Consider the following 20,569-nt stretch of genomic DNA (forward strand, 5'->3'; position numbering starts at 1 on the left):
CCGAAAAATTCCGAAGGTTTATTATTAAAATAAATAATTGATTTTATATTTCTGTATTCAGATCCCAGTTCTGAAGATAATCATGAACATGCTTTAACATCATTCCTCCAAGAGAACCATCTACAACTCTATGATCGTAAGAATGAGACATGAACATTAACTGTCTAATGGCAATTACATCCCCATCTTTTGTTTCTAGAACTGCTGGTTTTTTAACAATAGCTCCAATTGCCAAAATAGCAACTTGTGGCTGAGGAATAATTGGCGTTCCCATAAGGTTTCCAAAGCTACCAACGTTAGAAATAGTATAAGTTGCTCCCTGTGTATCTTCTGGTCTTAATTTTTTATTTCTTGCTCTGTAAGCCAAATCGTTTATTGCTTTTGCCAAACCAGATAATGATAACTGATCTGCATTTTTAATAACCGGAACAATAAGATTTCCGTCTGGTAAAGCTGTTGCCATACCAATATTAATATTTTTCTTTTTGATGATATTTTCGCCGTTAATAGAAACATTAATCATTGGGAAATCCTGAATTGCTTTTACAACCGCTCTTACAAAAATCGGCATGAAGGTAAGTTTTTCTCCTTCTCGTTTCTCAAAAATATCTTTATGCTTATTTCTCCATTTTACAACATTGGTAACATCTGTTTCTATGAAAGAAGTAACGTGAGGAGCAATTTGTTTTGCTTTCACCATATTTTCAGCAATAATCTTTCTCATTCTGTCCATAGGAATTACTTCGTCCCCTACAGATGTAGAAATAGTTGTAGCAGGAGCTGTAGCAACAGTTTGAGGTGCAGAAACAGCCTGCTGAACCGGAGCCGATTGCTGAACTGGTTGATTTCCTCTATTCTTTACGTAAGCTAAAATATCTTCTTTTGTAATTCTTCCTTCTAAACCACTTCCCTTAATCGTTTTAAGTTCAGATTCTGAGATATTTTCCTGTTGTGCAATAGATTTTACTAAAGGAGAAAGATATAAATCTCCCGAAAACTCTGTTGATGCAGCAACTTTTAATGGTTCTTCAATGGTTTTTAAAGTTTCGGTATCTGGAGTAGTAGCCGCAACTTCATTTTTAACCTCTTCAGAAGGTGTACTTTCACCTTCGCCTTCAATTTCTAAAATAGCGATGGCTTCCCCTACTTTTGCAACCTCATCTTTCTGTTTAAGAATTTTCACAATTTTTCCCGAAACTGGTGTCGGAACGTCTGAATCTACCTTATCTGTCGCAATTTCTACTACCGAATCATCTTCTTTCACCTGATCTCCTTCGTTGAACAGCCAAGTGATAACCGTAGCTTCCATCACACCTTCTCCCATAGAAGGAAGCAATAATTTGTATTCTGCCATTTTTAAATTTTAGGTTTTGACAAATATATAAAAAAAATCGGTTTTTTTATGAAATAGATAATTTTAGAAAAATTCGATGTAAATATTTTCCCCAACATTCAGACCGAAAAGTGTTTTTGCCCCATTCTTCTTGCTGCCTTTGTAAATCGTAAGTTCTAGTTGGCCACTATCGTTGAAGATTGCCGCAGACTGCCCGTGGTATTCGGTTTCTCTATTCCAATCTGTTACGACTTCACAATGGCTGGAATAAATTTTAGACAAACTCAGATTTCTAAATTTGATGGTGAAGTTCTCATAACCTTTTGCTAAACTTTCAAAAAAATCTTTACTGATATTGGATATAATATTTCCGAAATTATCAATATACATTACTTCTCCAATAATCATTTTTTCATTTTCATTAAAAACAGGCTTTGGAAACAGCAATTGCTTTGGAGATTCAATTTTTCTTCCTATAACTTCGGGCAATCCGCCGTTTGCCAAATGTACAGCAACAGGAATGAAAACATCTGTAGAAGTAAAATTTACAATATCATCAAAACGGTTGTTTAACGTAATTTCATAAACCGCTTCTGGCTTAATGTCGAAAAAAATAAGACTCAGTAATCCGTTATCGGCTGCAATAAAATAAGAACCATCCGCCTTGTACACAATATTTTTTCTTGATTTATGAAAAAAACTGTCTACAGAAATTATATGTATAGCACCTTTAGGAAAATACTGATACGCATTTCTAACGATATATGAAGTTTGTATTAAATTATGTGCCTGAATGTCGTGCGTAATATCCACCGTTGTAACTTCGGGGTTTAAAGACAGAATTTTTCCTTTCATTGCTGAAACTCTGTAATCTAAATATCCGAAATCTGAAGTAAGGGTAATAATCGACATGATAAAAAATGATGGATTTGCAAATTTATTCAAAATAAAAGGAAAGGAATAAAATTTGTGGATAAGAATTTTGATGAAGATCTGAAAAAAACCATTAAATTTAAGAACTAAAAAATATTTGCATGTTTGAATTAACGTATGATTTAGAAGGTATTGATGCAAAAAACTTTTACGGAGTTAATAACCAATATTTCAATTTAATAAAATCCAGCTTTCCGAGTCTAAAAATTACAGGTAGAGATCATTACATCTTTGCAATGGGGAATAAGGAAGCTTTAGATATATTCAGAAAAAAGCTTGACGATATTGTTGCTTACATTTCCCAAAACAATTCTATTGAGCTGAAAGATGTAGAAAATATCCTGAATATAAAGGATGAAAATGAGAAACAGCTTGTTTTCGACCAGGACATCATTGTAAAAGGTGTAAATGGCAAGATTATTAAGGCAAAAACCACCAATCTTAAAAAACTGGTAAAAGAAACCGAAAAAAAAGATATGGTTTTCGCTATTGGTCCTGCCGGAACCGGTAAAACTTACACAAGTGTTGCATTAGCCGCAAAAGCTCTAAGAGATAAACAGGTAAAAAGAATTATTCTCACAAGACCGGCTGTAGAAGCTGGAGAAAGTCTTGGTTTTTTGCCTGGCGATCTTAAAGAAAAGCTTGATCCTTATTTGCAACCGCTCTATGATGCTCTTCGTGACATGATTCCGCATGAAAAACTCGAAGGTTTCATTGAAAAAAAAGTAATAGAAGTTGCTCCGTTAGCTTTCATGAGAGGAAGAACTTTAGATGATGCTTTTGTTATTTTAGATGAGGCACAAAATACCACACACGCTCAAATGAAAATGTTTCTTACGAGAATGGGTATGAATGCTAAATTTATCATCACCGGAGATCCTACTCAGATAGATTTACCTCCAAAACAGCACTCTGGACTAAAAGAAGCCATGAGAATTCTGAAAGAAGTAAAAGAAATTGGTTTTGTATATCTTACAGAAGAAGATGTGGTAAGACATCCGGTTGTGAAGAAAATTATTCTTGCATATAACGAGGAAGAAAAAAGAAATAGAGAATAAATTCTGTTTATGATTAATAAGTTTTCAGATTTTTATAAAATTATTTTAATATTCCATGAAAAGTGATATATTTGAATGCTAATATTATTATAAAATTGGTGGAAAAATCAACGAAAAGGCTGAAGATCCAAATGATATGTCGACATACATAAAAGTACGCAACAAAACTACTTTTGGTACAGTACTCATTCCGGTATCTGCTAAATATTTTATCTCAGAAAACTTTTCAGTTTCTGCAGGTGCAAGTTTCGGATTAATTCTTTCTGCGAAATCTAAAACAGTAGCTGATGTTAGCTTTGGACTGGTTCCTGGTTTTGAGCTCTCAGGAAGTGATGAAAGCGACATCAAAGACCAAGTAAACACTTTAAATATCGCTCCATTTTTGGGTGTAGAATACGCATTTGAAAACGGATTATTTATTGATGCAAGATACAATTATGGAGTTTCTAACCTTGCGAAAGATTCTGGTGACGGAAAACTTACCAACAGCTTTTTACAGGTTGGTGTAGGTTTCAAGTTTGGAGGAAACTAATCTTAAAAATAAGATATTCTACAAGTTTTAATATTTACAATTCCCGATTTAGATTCCTAAATCGGGAATTTTGTATTTAAGTAATGCTGTTTGAAATAGTTAGTTATTTTCTACATATTTTGTAAAAATGTAATAACTCATCAGCTCCTTATCAATTCATTCTTTCGCTATTTTTTTATAATTTAGACAAAACTAAAGTCCTTGAAAAATTTTCCACTTTTATTATTTCTTTTTTTATTAATAATATCCTGTTCAAAAAATCCTCCAAAAGAAAAAAAAGAAACCAATGCTTTTTATGAAAAAGCCTTTGATTACAAGGAAGAAGGAAAAACCGACAGCTCATTTTTATATTTTTATAAAGCAAAAGATGTTTTTTTTCAACAAAAAGACAGTTTTGGTATAGGGAAATGTCTGGCAAATCTTGCCATAATACAAGAAACAAAAGGTGATTATTTCGGAAGCCAAGAAACAGGATTAAGTGCATTAAAATATCTCAACGAAAACAATACGCTTAACCATACCTATTTATCTATAAATTACAACACTCTAGGAATGCTTTCAAGCAAACTAAAAGATTATAAAAAGGCTATAGAGTTTTATAAAAAAGCGATTTCTTTCTCTCAAGATTCTATCAATAAAAATATTTATACCACTAATCTTGCCAATAACTACAGAAGAAATAAAAATTATAAGACAGCCATAGAAATACTGAGCTATAGTTTACCAAAAGCTTCCGAAAACAGCAATTCTTATTCTAGAATATTGGATAATCTTGCTCTGGCAAAATATCTGGAAAATCCAAACTACAATCCTGTTCCGGAGTATCAGAAAGCTTTAAAAATAAGATTAAACGAAAAAGACAATTGGGGACTCAACTCCACTTATGCCCATCTTTCAGATTACTATACTGAAAAAGAACCAGATTCTGCATTATTTTATGCCCACAAAATGTATGCAGTCGCCAAAGAATTACAAAGTCCGGATGATCAAATGGAAGCACTACAAAAATTAATTCCTTTAGACAATCTTCAGAATTCAAAAAAATATTTTAAGATTTATCAAAATCTTAGCGACAGCGTTCAGACAGCGAGAAATAAAGCTAAAAATCAGTTTGCGATGATTCGTTACGAAACTGAAAAAAATAAGACAAGCTTACTAGCCGCAAAAGCTGAAAGTACTGAAAGACAAAACCATATCATTAAGCAATATATTATAATTGGGGTGATCATTACGATTTTAATCGTGTTGGTTTTATGGTTTACAAAAAGGCAGCAAAGACTTCAGCAGGAAAAACTTTTAGAAATAAAAAATACAGAACTGAAATATTCTAAAAAAGTACATGATGTGGTTGCAAACGGACTTTATCATACCATGATTGAAATTGAAAACCAACCTGACTTAGACAAAGAAAAAATTCTTAACCGCATCGAAAAAATGTATGAAGAATCTAGAGATATTGCACATAACAGAATTCCTGAAAAAGATTTTTATTCCCGATTCAGTATGATGATAAATTCTTATTCATCTCAAAATCAAAGAATTTTGGCGGTGGGTTACAAAAAAGACATTTGGGAAAACATATCAGATAATGTACAGTCGGAGCTGTATTATATCATCAGAGAAATTCTGGTTAATATGAAAAAGCACAGTAAGGCAACTTTAGTCTCTCTAAAATTCGAAAAAAATAAAAAAAATATCACCATAAAATACACTGATAACGGCGTAGGCATAAACAATTTAGAAAATAAAAAAGGAACCGGAATTCGAAATACGGAAAACCGTATTGAAGTAATGCGTGGAGATATTATTTTTGAAAAAAATCCGAATGGTGGATTAATAATACAAATTACCATTCCAACACATTTGAAGTATGTTTAAAAAAATTTTAATTGCAGAAGATCACGAAATAAGAAACCTCGGAGTTATCAACACATTAACCGATATGCATATTCAAAATTTTGAATTTGTAAGTTATTGTGATGAGGCTGTAGAGAAATTACAGACCGCTGTAGAAGAAGAATATCCTTATGATTTACTCATTACCGATTTATCTTTCGATGCAGATTATCTTCAACAAAATATTCGTTCCGGACAAGAATTAATACATAAGGCAAGAGAAATTCAGCCAGAATTAAAGATCATTGTTTTATCAATAGAAAATAAGCCCAAAATAATTGATGATCTTTTTAAAACACACCATATAGATGGTTTCGTGAGCAAAGGCAGAAACGATGGAAAAGAACTGAGAAACACGATGAAAAAAGTATTCGGAGGTGAAACAGTAATTCCTTTGGAAATTCTTAATACAATCCGTAATTATTCATTCAACTTTACGGATTATGACTTAACCTTACTGCATCTTCTTACAAAAGGACAAAAGCAAACTGACATAGAAAAACATTTTAAAGAGAATAAAATACAGCCACACAGTAAAAGTTCAATCGAAAAACGATTAAGCGAATTGCGAGAAATTCTCGGTGCAAAAAACAATATCGAAATGATTGTTATTTGCAAGGATATGGGAATTATATAATATGGTATTTCTACAAACAGCTATTAATTCCTTAAAATTACTTAAAAAACTACTGAATAAATCCCATAGCCTTAAGAATTTTTATGAATATATCTCGAAAGTTTAATTCCCAAATCTGTCCACACTATTTTGGGATTACCATTTCGGGTTAAATGATGATCTGCCGTACTTATTTCTTCTAAAATATTCACAATATTTGCTCCACTGATAAATCTCGAGAACCCTTCCCAATTAAATCCATTAGCATCAATCTTTTTATAAACAAGATTTGGAGACTGGTAGTTCTGCAATAATGCCAATCTGAAAATTTCGGCAGCGTAATCCAGAAAATTCTTTTGTTTTTCTCTGTTCCAGCCTGCAATTTCTCTTGCCCAAAGGATAATATTTTTAAGAAACTCGGGTTTCTTTTTCACCATAAAAGCATCCCGAACCCATTGCACAAATAGTTTTTCAAACTCTGGATTTTTTGTTTCAGATTTCAAAAACCGAAGTGCATCGTTCAAGTTTCCCTGTGCCTGATGAGCAACTTCCTGAATTTTATCTTCAGACAAATCCAGATTCTTTCTCAGATAATTATGAATGTCTTCATCTGAAATTCTTGGAACTTCAATAATCTGAGTACGCGACAGAATTGTAGGGAGAATATCATCGGTAGAATCTGCAGTAAGAAAAATAAGGGTTTTTGCAGGAGGCTCTTCCAAAAATTTAAGAAATTTATTGGATGCAGGAATATTCATTTTATCGGCTCTCCAGACAATTAAAATTTTTGTACCCCCTTCAAAGCTTTTTAGAGCAAACTTTTGGTTTTGTTCATCTACTTCGTCGGCAGAGATAAAAAGTTGTTTGTTTTCGGATTCCAAAAGTGCAGTCCAGTCATCATAACTTGCATACGGAGACTGAAGAATCATGTCCCTAAAATCATCAAATCTGTTTTTGCTAACAGCATTTTTGCCCTCAGTAAATACCGGAAAACTGAAATGCAAATCTAAGTGATTAAGATGCTCCACTTTGGATGCTGCATGTTCGTTTTCACCTTGCAGAATTTCTTTCGCATACGCCAAAACCAAAGGCAATGTACCATACCCTTCTTTTCCTATAAAAAGCTGGGCGTGGCTTACTCTGTTTTCCGAAATACTATCTTTCAGGAGTTTTTTAAGATTTTCCTGTCCGGCAATGTTTTCCCAATTCATGCATCAAAGATAAATAAATTTGAGGAAGAGCTAAAAACCAGGCAGCGAATTTTACACTGTTCCATCATGATTTAAAAATGTCTGATGAATTAAAATTACTTAATGAATTACCATATCATCCCCCTTAACAAACTTTAACCTCAGTAAATTTTTACAATTCATTAATATTTAAGATATTTGCGCATTATTTTAAAAATCTAGAATGAAAAAAATTTTTGTACTATCATTCATTTCGGTGGGGTATTTCCTTAACGCGCAGAGTTTAAGCAACTCTCCTTATGCAACTTATGGAATTGGAGATGTAAAATATGATAATACGATTGAAACTTCTTCAATGGGAGGAATTTCTACTGCTTATATTAGTGATTTTACAAGTAATTTCAACTTTGGTAACCCTGCAAACAACAACAATTTTGAACTTACCAGTATCAGACTTGAAGCGACCAATGAAAATAATTACTTCAAAACTAATTATAACAATACCAAATCTACAAAACATTCTACATATTTATCTAATATCGCTATAGCGTTCCCTGTTTCATCTAAAGTGAAAATGGGTTTTCTTTACCAGCCTTACAGTTCAAAAAGTTATGACATCATTCATACAGAAACATTGGGTGACGGAACTATTGAAGGAAACAGATTTAAAGGCAACGGAACTTTAAATACAGCGCAGACTGCCATTTCTTATAAAATTAATTCTGAATTTTCTGTAGGAGCCCGTGCAAATTATTACTTTGGAAGTTTATATGATCTGAATGAGCTTACTTATTCTACCGCTGAATTAATTAATGGTTACGAGACTAAAAACAGCATCAAGAATTTTAATTTCACTTTAGGAACCAGCTATCAGAAACTCAATACAAGAACCGATAAAAAGTTTACCTTAGGAGCAACTGCTACATTTGGAAATACCAGTAATATGACTAATGAGTACATAAACAGTACTTATTATTATTCTGGTGTCGATGTAAAAGCAGGCGAAACTATTATAGACCAGAAAAATACAACTTCTAACAACCTTTTGCCTCTTCAGGCTTCCGTAGGAGTTGGATATGGTAGCGAAAACGAATGGTTTCTTTCCGGACAGATTGATTATAAAAAAGGAGAAACTATAAGCTATTTCGGAAACACTTTCGCTTTTAAAGATTCTTACAGAATTTCTGCCGGAGGTTGGTATTTGCCAAACTATAACAACTTTAGAAATTACTTCTCCAGAGTGGTATACCGTTACGGAGCGTTCTACGAAAAAGGAGGAATAGAACTTTACGGAAACAGCATTAATAAATTTGGTATTTCTGCCGGAGTTATGCTTCCTTTCAAAAATAGTAACATTACAAGAATGAGCGGTTTGGAAATTGCTGTAGAACTTGGTAAAAGAGGAACTCTTAAGAACAACCTTATTAACCAGAATTTTGTCAACTTAAAAATTGGTTTCAACTTTGCCGACAAATGGTTCAGAAAATCTCTTTATAACTAATAATGAAAGTTATTTCCCATAACAAAAATAAATATATAGCATACCTTTTTAGTTGTGCTATATTTTTTATATTAACGTCTTGTGAAGAGGATCTTACCAAAATTAATGGTAACGATAATAAAAATTTCCCTTCTCAGATTATCTATAATGCTAAAATTATTCAAAGAGATTCCGGTTTTGTAAAATTGAGGGCAACCGCTCCTATCATTGAGAAATACCAGTTAATAGACAGCCCTTATACAATAGCAAAAAAGGGAATGAGAATCGATTTTTTCGACAAGAAAAAACCAAATAACCCAGGAAATATTACTGCCAAATACGCAAAAATTTATGAGTACAAACAGTTTTATGAAGCAAAGGGCGATGTAAAAATTCTTACTAATGACGGGCAGAGATTTGCTACACAAAGTGTCTATTGGGATCAGAAAAAGAAAAGAATTTACACCAACGATACCGTTTATGCAACCATGAAAGACGGCTCTACCCTTGTACACGCTAAAGGAATGACGGCAAAAGATGATTTTTCTGAATATACTTTCTACAAGAATTCTGGTGACGTAAGCATTAACAATGCTAAATTTGCACAACCAAAGCCATAAATAATGATTACCGCAATTGGTCTGATGTCTGGTACAAGCCTGGATGGTCTTGATATCTGTCTTGCCCAGTTCTGGAAAGACAATTCCTGCTGGAAATTCAAGATTATAAAGGCAGAAACAATTGCTTATCCAGACTCTTTAGAAAACCAACTGCGAGATTCTATCCATTTATCTTCACAAGAACTATTAGCTCTGAATTCAAGTTACGGTTTTTATCTTGGTGAAAAAGTAAAAGAATTTATCTCCGAAAATAATTTACCAAAAATAAACCTTGTAGCTTCACACGGACATACCGTTTTTCATCAGCCTAAAAGAAAATTTACCTTGCAAATTGGAGACGGAAGAGCCATAAAACTTACAACTGGACTTCCTGTAGTTTACGATTTTCGTTCTCAGGATGTTTTGATGGGTGGAAACGGAGCTCCATTAGTTCCTATTGGTGATGAGTATCTTTTTCCTGATTACAATGCCTGCATTAATCTCGGAGGTTTTTCTAATATTTCTTTTACATCTGAAAATAAGCGTATTGCTTTTGATATATGTCCGGTAAATATTATTTTAAATAAACTTTCGAGAAAACTGTCCCAAAAATTTGATGAGAACGGGGATTTTGCCCGCAAAGGAAAAATAGATGACCTGCTTTTAAAAAAGCTCAACAGTTTAGATTTTTATTCTCAAAATTTCCCTAAATCTTTAGGTATAGAATGGTGCAATACACATATTTTTCCGTTGTTCGAAGATGAAGATCCAAAAGATCTCTTGGCAACTTTCACAGAGCATATTGCCTGTCAGATTTCAGAAGTTATCAATCAATTTCAGCTTAAAAAAGTCCTTTTAACCGGTGGCGGAACTTACAATACTTTTCTTGTAGAGAAACTGCAAAATAAAACTAAAGCAGAACTGGTGATTCCTGAAAAAGATATTATTGATTTTAAAGAAGCCCTCATCTTTGCATTTATGGGAGTTTTAAGACTGAATAATGAGATCAATGTACTTTCTTCGGCAACCGGAAGCTACAAAGACCACAGTTCCGGCATCATTGCATAAAAAAACCTTCATTTCTGAAGGTTCTGTTTCTATTTATAAGCTTCGATCTTGTCTGTAAGCGTATTGATAAAATTTTGAAGCGGTTTTTCAACCATCATTTTAATGAATGGGTTAAATTTCCCTTCAAAAAGCATCTGAACTTCTGTTTGGTTTTCGTTCAGCGGTTTCAATGTGGCTGTTAATGCAAAATCTAAGCTTGAACTAGCCGATTTCAGTACGGCTTTATCGTCGTTTACTTCGTCAATTTTCAAAGCAATTTCCGGCATTCCCTGAAGTCCGAATTTGAAGCCGTCTTCCCTTGTTTCAAACTTCTGAAGTCCATCCGGCATAAATGCTTTGTAGTTTTCAGGAGATTTTAGCAGTTCAGACAAATCTTTAGATGATTTATTGACAATAATTTTTCGTCCTTCTAAATTCATTTTTTATTTTTGTATTTAAATTCTTACAAATGTATAAAGTTTTTGTGAACGAAAAAAAATTATTGATATCTAAGAACCAGGAAAACTTAGAGAAATCTATTAGCTTCGAAAGTTTCACAACTTTAGAAATTGCATTGGATCTTCTTGAGAATACCTCCACTTCGGAACTGAACGTGTACGGTGAAAATATCGATGAAATCTGGAAAGAATTTAAAAAGCTCTTCCGAATTATTGAAGCTGCCGGAGGATTGGTAAGCAAACCCAACGGTGATATTTTATTTATTAAAAGGCTCGGCAAATGGGATCTTCCTAAAGGTAAGATGGAAAAAGGAGAATCTCGGGAAGAGTCTGCTGTAAGAGAAATAGAGGAAGAAACCGGTCTGAGAGAGGTAGAGCTTAAAGATTTCATCAATACAACTTATCATATCTACACCGAAAGAAACGGGGACAAGGTTTTGAAGTACACGCATTGGTTTGAAATGTTTTTCGATGGAAAAGACACTTCTAAACCACAAATTGAAGAAGGTATTACCGAAGTTGCATGGAAAAACAGAAATCAGATAGAAAATGAAGTTTTCCCCAACACTTTCAAAAACATCCAATTGATTATTAATGAATTATATTTCAAAAATTAATCTACAATTAATTAAATTCAAACTATTAAAATTAAAAATGCTCAGATTATACCTCTGAGCATTTTTTTATGTTACACTTTAAAACAGTGCTATTAAATTTATTTTTTCACTGTAGCTTTCACTTCAGTACTTTCCTTTTTTACAGATTTTTCCCATCCGTCTTCAGGCATTAATGTAGCAATAATTCTGTTTTTTGTAAGATATTTTTTAGCAACATCCTGCAAATCTTTTACGGTTAAAGCTTTTACTTTCTGTTCGTAATTCAGAATATCATATTTATCGCTTCCATCCAGTTGATTTTTAGCAATAGCACTCATCCAGTAAGAATTATCTTTAATGTCTGTTTTATAGTCATTCATCTCACCTTCTTTGTACTTGTCGAGGTCTTTTTGTTCAGGACCTTTATCAATTAATTTTTGAACTTCGGCAATAGCACTCTTCGTTAATTTATCTGCATTTTCTGGTCCGCAAGGGAAACTTACACTGAAGCTGTAGCTACCATAAGGAACTTTTCCCATGTAACCTCTTGCACCACCACCATAAATTCCGCTTTCGTCTTCTCTTAATTTTTCGATCACTTTAATCGTAGCCACTTCTCCCAAAGCAGAAAGAGCCATAGCTTCTTTTTCGTTGTAAGGTGCTTCACCAGAATATACAATCTGAACCATACTTTTAGGATCTTTTCCTTTTTTGTAGACTTTATTATAATCTCCGGTAATCGATCTATAACCTGTATCTCTAAAGTTGGTTGCTTTACCCGTTGTAGGCAAACTTGCTATGTATTGTAAAACTTCATTTTTGAATTTTGCCTCATCGATATTTCCTACAAAGTAAAAGTGGAAGTTTCCTGCATTGGCAAATTTTTCTTTGTAAACATCATATGCTTTTTTATAATCTGTTGCTGCCCAATCTTTTTCTAAAGGAAGAATTCCTATAAATCTCGGGTTTTTCTGATTGGTAAATTTAGCATGCTCACTGGCGAAATAAGTTTGAGGATTAGAAAGCATATTATCCAGCATTGCAGACTGCTTCATTTTATAAGCATTAAATGCTTCCGGACTGTAATTAAGACTTGTAAAGTAAGAATACATTAACTCCATTGCAGAACTTAAATCTTTCTGGTTTGTTCTTCCTGAAATTCCTTCTACAATACCACTAATGAACGGACTTACACTTACCTGTTTACCGGCAAGATAATTGGTTAAATCTGCTTTAGAATAGCCATTTACTCCTGCTTCAGACAATGCCTGATAAGCGAACTGCGTTTTATTGTAATCTGCATCATTCAACAAAGAGTTTCCTCCCATACTTCTTGCCGTGAATACAATTTCATCGTCTTTGAAGTCTGTCTTTTTAAAAGTAACTTTTGCACCGTTGCTAAGCGTCCATGTAGTTGTTCCTAATTTGGCATCGGTTTCTGATTTAGTAATCTTACCTTCAGATTTAAAAGGTTTCACCAAATTCTTGATAGCAGCTTTCTCTTCATAAGGCTTAAGATCTGCCATTTTCACATCATCAAAAGTTTTCAAAACTAAAGCTTCTGTTGGCATTGTTACATTGTCTTTTTTAGGACCTGTAATAACAATAACTCTACTGTCATCTTTCACCATTTTTTTAATCACATCATTGGTCTGAGCCAAAGTAACCGTTGGTAAGAAAGTTTTAACCTCTTCATATTCCCAGGCAATTCCCGGCATAGGTTCCTGCTCCAGGAAATTTCTTACATATTCGTTAACAAGCATATCGCTTTCTGTTTTGTCACGGTTATTGTAAGATCTTTCCATATTAGACATTGTCTGAGACTTTGCTCTGTCTAATTCTCCCTGAGTAAAACCAAATCTTTTTGCTCTTTCGGTTTCTTCCAAAAGAACCTTCAAGGCATTTACCTGATTTCCTTCTTTTACCATTGCAAAACCCTGGAAAGCTTCCTTAGTTCTTGCATACGTTCCGCCATGATAAACCGATCCGAATGTAAAAGGAGGATTGTTAGAATTTACCAATTCTCTCAACCTGTTGTTTAGCATAGTTGTAGCCAGACTTTCGATTAAGCTCTGGTTATATTGCTCTACTGTAACATCGGGTTTATACGCTTCCTTATCTTTCATGATAAACTGAACCATAGAATTGGTAGCATCAGGATCTGTTTCTATTGCAACCAGTGTTTCCTGATGGTTCGGAAGTTCAAAAACTTTTCTTTCTCTCGGTTTAGAAGGATTTTTATACTTACTGAAGTTATCTTTAATTTTCTTTTCTACCTCATCTACATTAATATCTCCTACCCCTACAAGTGCCATAAGGTCTGGTCTGTACCAATCTTTATGAAACTGTCTGATAACTTCAGGCTTAAAGTTCTCCAAAACTTCTTTCTTACCAATAGGAAGTCTTTCTGCATACTGAGATTTATAAAGCAACTTCGGAAGATATTTATCAGACATTCTTTTATCGGCACCCAAACCTAATCTCAGTTCCTCCAAAACAACACCTCTTTCCTTATTAATTTGAGTATCTGTAAGAGTAGCATTAAAAGCCCAATCTTCCATCACCTTAAGTCCGGAATCTAAGTTCCCTGGCTTATCTAGCGGAACAGGAAGCATGTAAACAGTTTCGTCGAAGCTTGTATAAGCATTTAAATGTTGTCCGAATTTCACGCCAATCGACTGTAGAAAATCTACCAATTTATTGTCTGGAAAATTTTTGGTTCCATTAAAGTTCATGTGTTCCATGAAATGGGCAAGACCTCTCTGATTTTCATCTTCCAGAATAGATCCGGCGTTAATAGCCAGCCTGAAATCTACTTTTTTCTCCGGTAAAGTGTTTTTCTTGATGTAATATTTCATCCCATTGGGAAGAGTACCAATCCTTACAGACGGATCTACGGGGATATTCTGTGCAAAAGCAGTTGCAGACAAAAGGAAAATTGCTGCAAACGACGAAAACTTTTTTTTCATTATTGTTTGATTATTGATTTATAGTTTATAATATAACTATTCACCTAACGAAGAAATAGTAATTATATTTTATCTGACGGTAAAAATAAATACACCCAAACAACAAAACGTATGTTTTTTAGTTAAACATTCGTTAAAATACTTTCAGAAATAAAAAAACCGGAACAAATCCGGTTATATTATGTTAAATAAATAATTTTATTTAAAATCATTATCGCTGATATCAGTATTGAGAGTAACTTTTGAAGTTTTAATTACCACTTTTTGTCCTCCACCTTCAGCTTCAATAACTTCGGGAAATTTCATTCCGTCAACTGTGATGTAGCTTTTAATTAAAGCACTGCTTTGCGCATTAACAGTTTTGTAAAGCAATCCTGTAGAAACATCAAAATAGAGCTTAGTACCGTTAGAAATTAAAACATTATACTCCTTACCTTCTAAAGTTTCTACAGCAGAAGTATATTTGGAAGCATCAAATCCCAAAGCATCTATCGTTTTACCCTTTTTCAGTTCTGCAATTTTTTCTGAAGTAAAATCTACTCTTTGTCCGGTTTGCGTAGAATATCCTTTTTCTCCATCGAACACACTCATAATTTCTTTACCCATAACATTCTGAACGGATCTGAATTTATTGCCCATCTTCTTGGTTACCGAAGTAATCTCGATTCCTTGAGCATAGATAACATCTTCACTTACCGTAGATTTTACGGCACTCAATTTCGATCTTCCTCCAAGTGCATCAATGTATTTTTCTATAACAACTTGCGGAGTTACATTGGTATTGATAATTTCTTTCTCAATGACTATGGCAGAAACTTTTGCGTCCATAGAAGTTGAAAACAACAGCACGCTGAATATTGGAATTATTATTTTTTTCATATAAATTTTTATACGTAAAGATACAAAATAAAAAAGACGAGTTTAATTTGAAAACAGAAAACTAAAATGCCTCCAAAAATTTTGGAGGCACTTCAATATAGTATAAAAAATTACTTTTTAAGCTCTTCTAAAAACTCATCATGAGAGATTTCAGTTTCTTTTTTTGCAGCTTTTTCAAGAATAACATCTTTCAGTTTAGTCATTGCAACTTCAGAAGAAATTTGTCTTACCTGCTCCTGATCTTTTAGCATTTCAACAGCATATTTCTGAATTTCTTCGTCACCTAAATGGTGTATTCCGTAGATTGCCAACTGGTTTTTCACCAACTGTTCTGCCTGAGACAAGATATCTGCGTAGTCTAACTGAATTTCGTTTTCGCTCATCAGTTTCCCTTCAATAATCTGATATTTCAACTGATTTTTTTCTGCTTCAAAGATTTCTTTTGCCTGCTCTTCGGTGTGGATATTCTGGTTAGAGAACATCAACCATTTTACTAAGAATTCTTCAGGAAGTTTTACTTCTTCTTTTTCAGAAACCTGCTCCAATACTTTATTCACGAAGTGAACATCTGCATTTTGCTGGAAGTATTCATCCAATTCAGATTTTACTTTTTCTTTAAGCTCTTCTTCAGTTTTAATGTTTCCTTCACCGTATACTTTATCAAAAAGTTCCTGGTTAAGTTCAGCAAGATTCAAAGAATAAAAATCTTTTACTTTTACTTCAAGCTCAGCGTGGTGTAAGCTTTCTGCCTCTTCTTTAGAGAATCCTAAATCTTTAGCCAAATCTTCATCAGACACTAAAGTTTCTTTAGATACTTTTACAGACTCATCCATTTTTAAAGACTTCACCAATTTGAAAGCAGCCTTATTTTCTGCTGTAATGGTAACGTTCTTTGGATGGTGGTGGTGTTCTCCTTCTGCATTTTCTTCAACTACCTGAGTAATTTCTAAAGCTACATAAGAATCTTTTGTAATTTTATCTTGCGGAACTTGTTCTGCAAAACGTTTCTGCATATTCTCGATGCTCTTGCTGATTTCTTTTTCTGAAGCAGACACTTTGTAGTGAGGAGCCTCATATTTAGAAAGGTCGATAGAGAATTCTGGCTCGTAACCAACTTCGAAAGCTACTTCAAGCTTTTCAGCATTATGATTGAAGTCATTAACAGGTTGAGGAACCGGCTGACCTACTAATCTTAGCTTATTTTCGTTGATATAATTGTTTAAAGCATCAGAAACCTGCTTATTGATTTCTTCGAATGCAATACCCGCTTCATATTGTTTTCTTACCATACTCAAAGGCACTTTTCCTTTTCTGAAACCAGGAACCTGCGCATTTTTGGCATAGTTAATCAACTGTTTTTCTACTTTATCTTTGTAGTCAGATTTTTCTAATGTAACTGTAAGCAATGCACTTACATCATCATGATTTTGAGCTGTAACGTTCATTATCGATTAAAATTTTAGGTTGCAAAAATAGGAAATTTTTATGAAAATCATTCATTTAAATCAACTAAAAAAAGCAAAATGTTGTTAAAAACAAAACCATCGAAAAAATTCGATGGTTTTTGGTTACAAGATTAAAAAATATATTAATACGTAATATTATAATTTGCCTGTGCATCGGTCTCTCCACCAGTATGAGTTCCGTAAATTACACCATTACCACTTACCGATGAAGCTTCTGAAACCGTTACCGGCTCATGAAATAATGTAAGAACCAACTGTGCTGGAGCAGCTGTATTTTTAACGGCAGTATTCACTACCCATTTTGTTTTTATCCCTACTCTGTTCCCATCGCCTCTTGTAAAATCGGAAGAATCGGTACGGGTAAGTGTAATATCCGAATTAGGGAAATTATACACTAAAAAGTGTTCATTTACAGCTTCTTTTATTTCCTGTGTAGCATCTTCAGCACCATTTTTAAACATCACTTCTACATTGTAAGTATGCCCGTCTATTAGTTTTATATTCGGATTAGAAGTGCTGTTCACCTGATAATCGTAAGTAACGGGAACACCAGTTGCCTGATCGGTAACTTTTAAAAGCACATCTGATAATTCTTCCTGAGGAAGATCGTCTTTTTCGTTATCATCATTATGTCTGCATGAAGATAAACTTAGAGATAAAGCTAAGAAAAAAAGTGCTATAATAAGTTTGGTATTTTTGAAAGTATTTTTCATTTTTTTAAAATTTTAAAGTTGTTAAAATTGATATTTTAGAGTTAAAATAAAGTTTCTTCCCATTTCATTAGAAAAGAAACGAAGTCTGTTGAGATAATCTCTGTAAGATTTGTTCAATACATTTCGGACAGAAAAATCCATCCCGAAATTTTTAGAAAAATTCAGTCCGGTCTGAAGATTCCAAAGTGAGTAACCATTTGGCGGCGTAGAAATATCCACCATCTGGTTGTAAGGATTTCCATCTGAGTCGAACAATCGGATAGGAACGTTATATACCGGAAATCTCGTCTGTTTAAGATACGTATTATTGCTAACGTTGAAATAAAAGTTCTTCCATTCTTTTTTGCTGAATTCCAATGAATTGTTAAAATTCGGAGGCATCATCATAATAAGAGGAACATCGTTCGTAAGGTCTTGTCCATACACATAAGAACCACTTCCTTTATAGAGAAGATTATCTGATATTTTCAACTGAACATCTAGATCTACACCATACATTTTAGCATTAACCTGTTCGTAATTATATACGACAAATGCACCACCCCACTGTGTATTTTGATAACCTGTAGGAATTTGGTTAATAAAATTCTTGGTGTAAAAAAGATACGGATTTACAGAAACATTTAATCCGCCTAAAACATTCGCTTTCATATTCGCTACCAGATTGAACTGATTTCCGGTTTCATTTTTCATTCTCATGTTTCCTCTTTCAATAATCGCTGCAGAATGGTGCAGCCCATCTGCAAATAATTCTGCAATATTTGGCGATCTGGAAACTCTGGCATAATTCAGTTTTAAATCGAAATATGCCGATGGATGATATACAATACCCGCATTGGCAGAAATATTATGGTAATTTAAAACCGGTTTTGTAAGAATTCTGTTTTTATTGATTCTCGTTACAAAATCGCTGAAATCTGAAGCATACAACTTATTCCAGTCGCTTAAATCGTACCATTTCGTTACTTCATAACGATCATAATCGTATCTACCTCCTGCTTCTAAGTCTAATTCCGGAGCAACTTTATATTTCAATACAGAATATACTCCGCCGTAGAAACGGTCGTAATTCGGAACTAATCTTCTGGCTTCGGTATTGGTATTGGAATAATTATTTTGATATCCCGCGTTAATCCCGGATTCAAGATTCCATTTTCCTCTTTCAATTAAATGATTAACATTAAAATCGTTGGTTACCAGTTCCAAATCCAGTGCAGCCTTTTTATTGAGCTCTTCGGTACGTCTTATATCGTATTCCTTTCTGTGGTTATATTGTAAACTGTACGTTGCAGTAATTTTCCCAAAGTTTTCGAATCTTTTATACCCGGAAACTTTTGCTATATGGTGTTCAATTTCCTGTCTTGGATTTCCCACTTCATAGCTGAAATCTCTCTGATAAAAAGGCTCCGGTGCTGTAAGTGCTCTCAGTAAATCTTCAGAATTACCCACATGGGAGCTTCTAAGAATTCCTATAGAACTTTTGGTAAGATAATAATCGAAAGAAAAACCATGATTAAAATTCATTTTCTGAACCCCAAAATTAAATCCTGAAGTTTCTGCACCTGTATTCATAAGACCATATTCCGGAGCTTCCAGATCGCCAAGTTTTTTGTAGCTTCCGTTGGTTTTTACTGCCCATCCGTTTTCCCATGTTTTTGCGAGTTTTACACTGAGATTAGCTCCTTTTCCGTTAGAGATGCCCGAAAGGGAAACATTTCCCATAATGGTATCTTTTTTAGGAAGAATCTGTGGTTGCAGAACTACAACCCCGCCTACTGCTCCACTGCCGTATTTTAGAGCAGAAGCTCCTTTTACCACATCCACATGCTCGAAATTATTAACATCTACATTCGGTGCATGTTCTACGCCCCATTCCTGTTCGGCAAGTTTTACACCATCATTAAGAATGGAAACTCTACTTCCGTACAAGCCGTGGATAATCGGTTTGCTAATGTTATTTCCTGTTTTAAGAACATTTACACCCGAAATATTGGTTAAAAGATTTCCTAAATTTTCGGTTACATTTCTGGAAATTGTAGATTGGTCTATTGTTTTTACGACCATACTCCCATTATTCTTATGGCTTCCGTGTATTGTTACCATTTCAATGTCCTGAACATGATGTTCTAAAGTAATGGTAATATATATATCCTTTGTAACTTCTATATTTTCAGTATAATCGTTACAATCGGGATGCTTAGCAATGAGCTTATAATTTCCGGCTGGAATTTTCTCGAAAGAAAACTGCCCGTTTTTATCGGTTTTGGCAGAATACTCTCCTATGTAAACTTCTGCATTTCCCAGCTTAGTTTTGTCATGAAAATCCTGCACGATACCTTTTACAGTAAAAGATTTTTGCGCATTAATATTGACTAATCCTGTAAGGATCAGCAAAAAACTTACGATCAATTTCATAGTTAAATCAATTGAATGATATGATCTGAAATATTGAAAACATTAGCGTATTTCAACACATCAAATTCATTTTTCGTTAAAAAAAAGGTTTAAATTTTTGGTAGGTCGAATTGAAAAATTCAGAACTTTTAAGCCGGATTACGAAAGATATTCTACAAATAATCTAAAACATCATCAATAAAGAGAATCATTTATTTCGTTTTTAAAATTGAAATAAAAATCATCACTCAATTAGTTTGAATAAAATATTTCAGAAGTTATGATTATTGAATACCTTCAATCATATTTTAAATGAATATCCGTAATTTATCATAACTTTTGTATATTTGTAGTAATCAAACAATTAGATATGAATTTATTCAGTTTTTCAGCACATTTTGGGACAGAAG

17 protein-coding genes are annotated in these 20,569 nt (G+C 33.6%); 8 read left to right on the forward strand and 9 right to left on the reverse strand.

Annotation, left to right across the window (positions count from 1 at the left end):
• Positions 1-43: 43 nt before the first annotated feature.
• Together IV513_RS07415 and IV513_RS07420 are read right to left on the reverse strand one after the other, a co-directional pair.
• The gene (locus IV513_RS07415; protein WP_209389973.1) at positions 44-1,354 is read right to left on the reverse strand and encodes a dihydrolipoamide acetyltransferase family protein; all 1,311 of its coding nucleotides are present in this window, start codon (positions 1,352-1,354) and stop codon (positions 44-46) included.
• Positions 1,355-1,417: 63 nt separating this feature from the next.
• The gene (locus IV513_RS07420) at positions 1,418-2,245 is read right to left on the reverse strand and encodes an S-adenosyl-l-methionine hydroxide adenosyltransferase family protein (RefSeq protein ID WP_209389974.1); all 828 of its coding nucleotides are present in this window, start codon (positions 2,243-2,245) and stop codon (positions 1,418-1,420) included.
• Between the two features lie 122 nt (positions 2,246-2,367).
• Here IV513_RS07420 and IV513_RS07425 point away from each other — a divergent pair, with 122 nt between their 5' ends.
• The 4 genes from IV513_RS07425 (at position 2,368) to IV513_RS07440 (ending at position 6,389) form a co-directional block, all read left to right on the forward strand.
• A complete protein-coding gene (locus tag IV513_RS07425; RefSeq protein WP_209389975.1) occupies positions 2,368-3,324 on the forward strand; it encodes a PhoH family protein in 957 nt (318 codons plus the stop codon).
• 106 nt (positions 3,325-3,430) lie between these two features.
• Positions 3,431-3,856 (forward strand): outer membrane beta-barrel protein, encoded by a 426-nt coding sequence (locus IV513_RS07430; RefSeq protein WP_317196407.1) that lies wholly within the window; start codon positions 3,431-3,433, stop codon positions 3,854-3,856.
• Positions 3,857-4,057: 201 nt separating this feature from the next.
• Entirely contained in the window at positions 4,058-5,734 is a 1,677-nt protein-coding gene (locus tag IV513_RS07435; RefSeq protein WP_209389977.1) for an ATP-binding protein, read from the forward strand.
• On the forward strand, positions 5,727-6,389 hold the full coding sequence (locus tag IV513_RS07440; protein ID WP_209389978.1) for a response regulator: 663 nt from the start codon (positions 5,727-5,729) through the stop codon (positions 6,387-6,389). The genes IV513_RS07435 and IV513_RS07440 overlap by 8 nt, the downstream gene beginning before the upstream one ends.
• Before the next feature lie 71 nt (positions 6,390-6,460).
• Here the strand turns inward: IV513_RS07440 and IV513_RS07445 are convergent, their stop codons facing one another.
• Complete coding sequence (locus IV513_RS07445) at positions 6,461-7,579, reverse strand: DNA polymerase III subunit delta' (RefSeq protein ID WP_209389979.1); 1,119 nt, start codon at positions 7,577-7,579, stop codon at positions 6,461-6,463.
• A gap of 202 nt (positions 7,580-7,781) precedes the next feature.
• On the opposite strand from IV513_RS07445, the gene IV513_RS07450 reads away from it, so the two are divergent.
• Genes IV513_RS07450 through IV513_RS07460 form a run of 3 tightly spaced genes read left to right on the forward strand, consistent with a single transcriptional unit; the run spans position 7,782 to position 10,705 of the window.
• Positions 7,782-9,059 carry a hypothetical protein gene (locus tag IV513_RS07450; RefSeq protein WP_209389980.1) on the forward strand — a complete coding sequence of 426 codons (1,278 nt, stop codon included), beginning with the start codon at positions 7,782-7,784 and terminating at the stop codon, positions 9,057-9,059.
• A 2-nt stretch (positions 9,060-9,061) separates the two neighbouring features.
• Entirely contained in the window at positions 9,062-9,658 is a 597-nt protein-coding gene (gene lptC / locus IV513_RS07455; RefSeq protein ID WP_209389981.1) for an LPS export ABC transporter periplasmic protein LptC, read from the forward strand.
• Between the two features lie 3 nt (positions 9,659-9,661).
• Positions 9,662-10,705 (forward strand): anhydro-N-acetylmuramic acid kinase, encoded by a 1,044-nt coding sequence (locus tag IV513_RS07460; RefSeq protein WP_209389982.1) that lies wholly within the window; start codon positions 9,662-9,664, stop codon positions 10,703-10,705.
• A gap of 29 nt (positions 10,706-10,734) precedes the next feature.
• Here the strand turns inward: IV513_RS07460 and IV513_RS07465 are convergent, their stop codons facing one another.
• Positions 10,735-11,124, reverse strand: coding sequence for an SRPBCC family protein (locus tag IV513_RS07465; protein ID WP_209389983.1), 390 nt, complete (start codon positions 11,122-11,124; stop codon positions 10,735-10,737).
• 29 nt (positions 11,125-11,153) lie between these two features.
• On the opposite strand from IV513_RS07465, the gene IV513_RS15935 reads away from it, so the two are divergent.
• Positions 11,154-11,759 (forward strand): NUDIX hydrolase, encoded by a 606-nt coding sequence (locus tag IV513_RS15935; RefSeq protein WP_209389984.1) that lies wholly within the window; start codon positions 11,154-11,156, stop codon positions 11,757-11,759.
• Between the two features lie 98 nt (positions 11,760-11,857).
• On the opposite strand, the gene IV513_RS07475 is transcribed toward IV513_RS15935, so the two are convergent.
• The 5 genes from IV513_RS07475 to IV513_RS07495 all read right to left on the reverse strand — a co-directional run bounded on the left by IV513_RS07475 (position 11,858) and on the right by IV513_RS07495 (position 20,180).
• The gene (locus tag IV513_RS07475) at positions 11,858-14,707 is read right to left on the reverse strand and encodes a pitrilysin family protein (protein WP_209389985.1); all 2,850 of its coding nucleotides are present in this window, start codon (positions 14,705-14,707) and stop codon (positions 11,858-11,860) included.
• Between the two features lie 198 nt (positions 14,708-14,905).
• Positions 14,906-15,586 (reverse strand): hypothetical protein, encoded by a 681-nt coding sequence (locus IV513_RS07480; RefSeq protein ID WP_209389986.1) that lies wholly within the window; start codon positions 15,584-15,586, stop codon positions 14,906-14,908.
• Between the two features lie 110 nt (positions 15,587-15,696).
• Positions 15,697-17,031 (reverse strand): trigger factor, encoded by a 1,335-nt coding sequence (locus IV513_RS07485; protein ID WP_209389987.1) that lies wholly within the window; start codon positions 17,029-17,031, stop codon positions 15,697-15,699.
• 143 nt (positions 17,032-17,174) lie between these two features.
• Positions 17,175-17,765 carry a hypothetical protein gene (locus IV513_RS07490; RefSeq protein ID WP_209389988.1) on the reverse strand — a complete coding sequence of 197 codons (591 nt, stop codon included), beginning with the start codon at positions 17,763-17,765 and terminating at the stop codon, positions 17,175-17,177.
• A 21-nt stretch (positions 17,766-17,786) separates the two neighbouring features.
• Complete coding sequence (locus IV513_RS07495; protein ID WP_209389989.1) at positions 17,787-20,180, reverse strand: TonB-dependent receptor; 2,394 nt, start codon at positions 20,178-20,180, stop codon at positions 17,787-17,789.
• Positions 20,181-20,569 lie beyond the last annotated feature (389 nt).

Origin of the sequence: Chryseobacterium sp. RR2-3-20 (assembly GCF_017808115.1) — a bacterium.
GTDB classification, from domain to species: Bacteria; Bacteroidota; Bacteroidia; order Flavobacteriales; family Weeksellaceae; genus Chryseobacterium; species Chryseobacterium oryzae.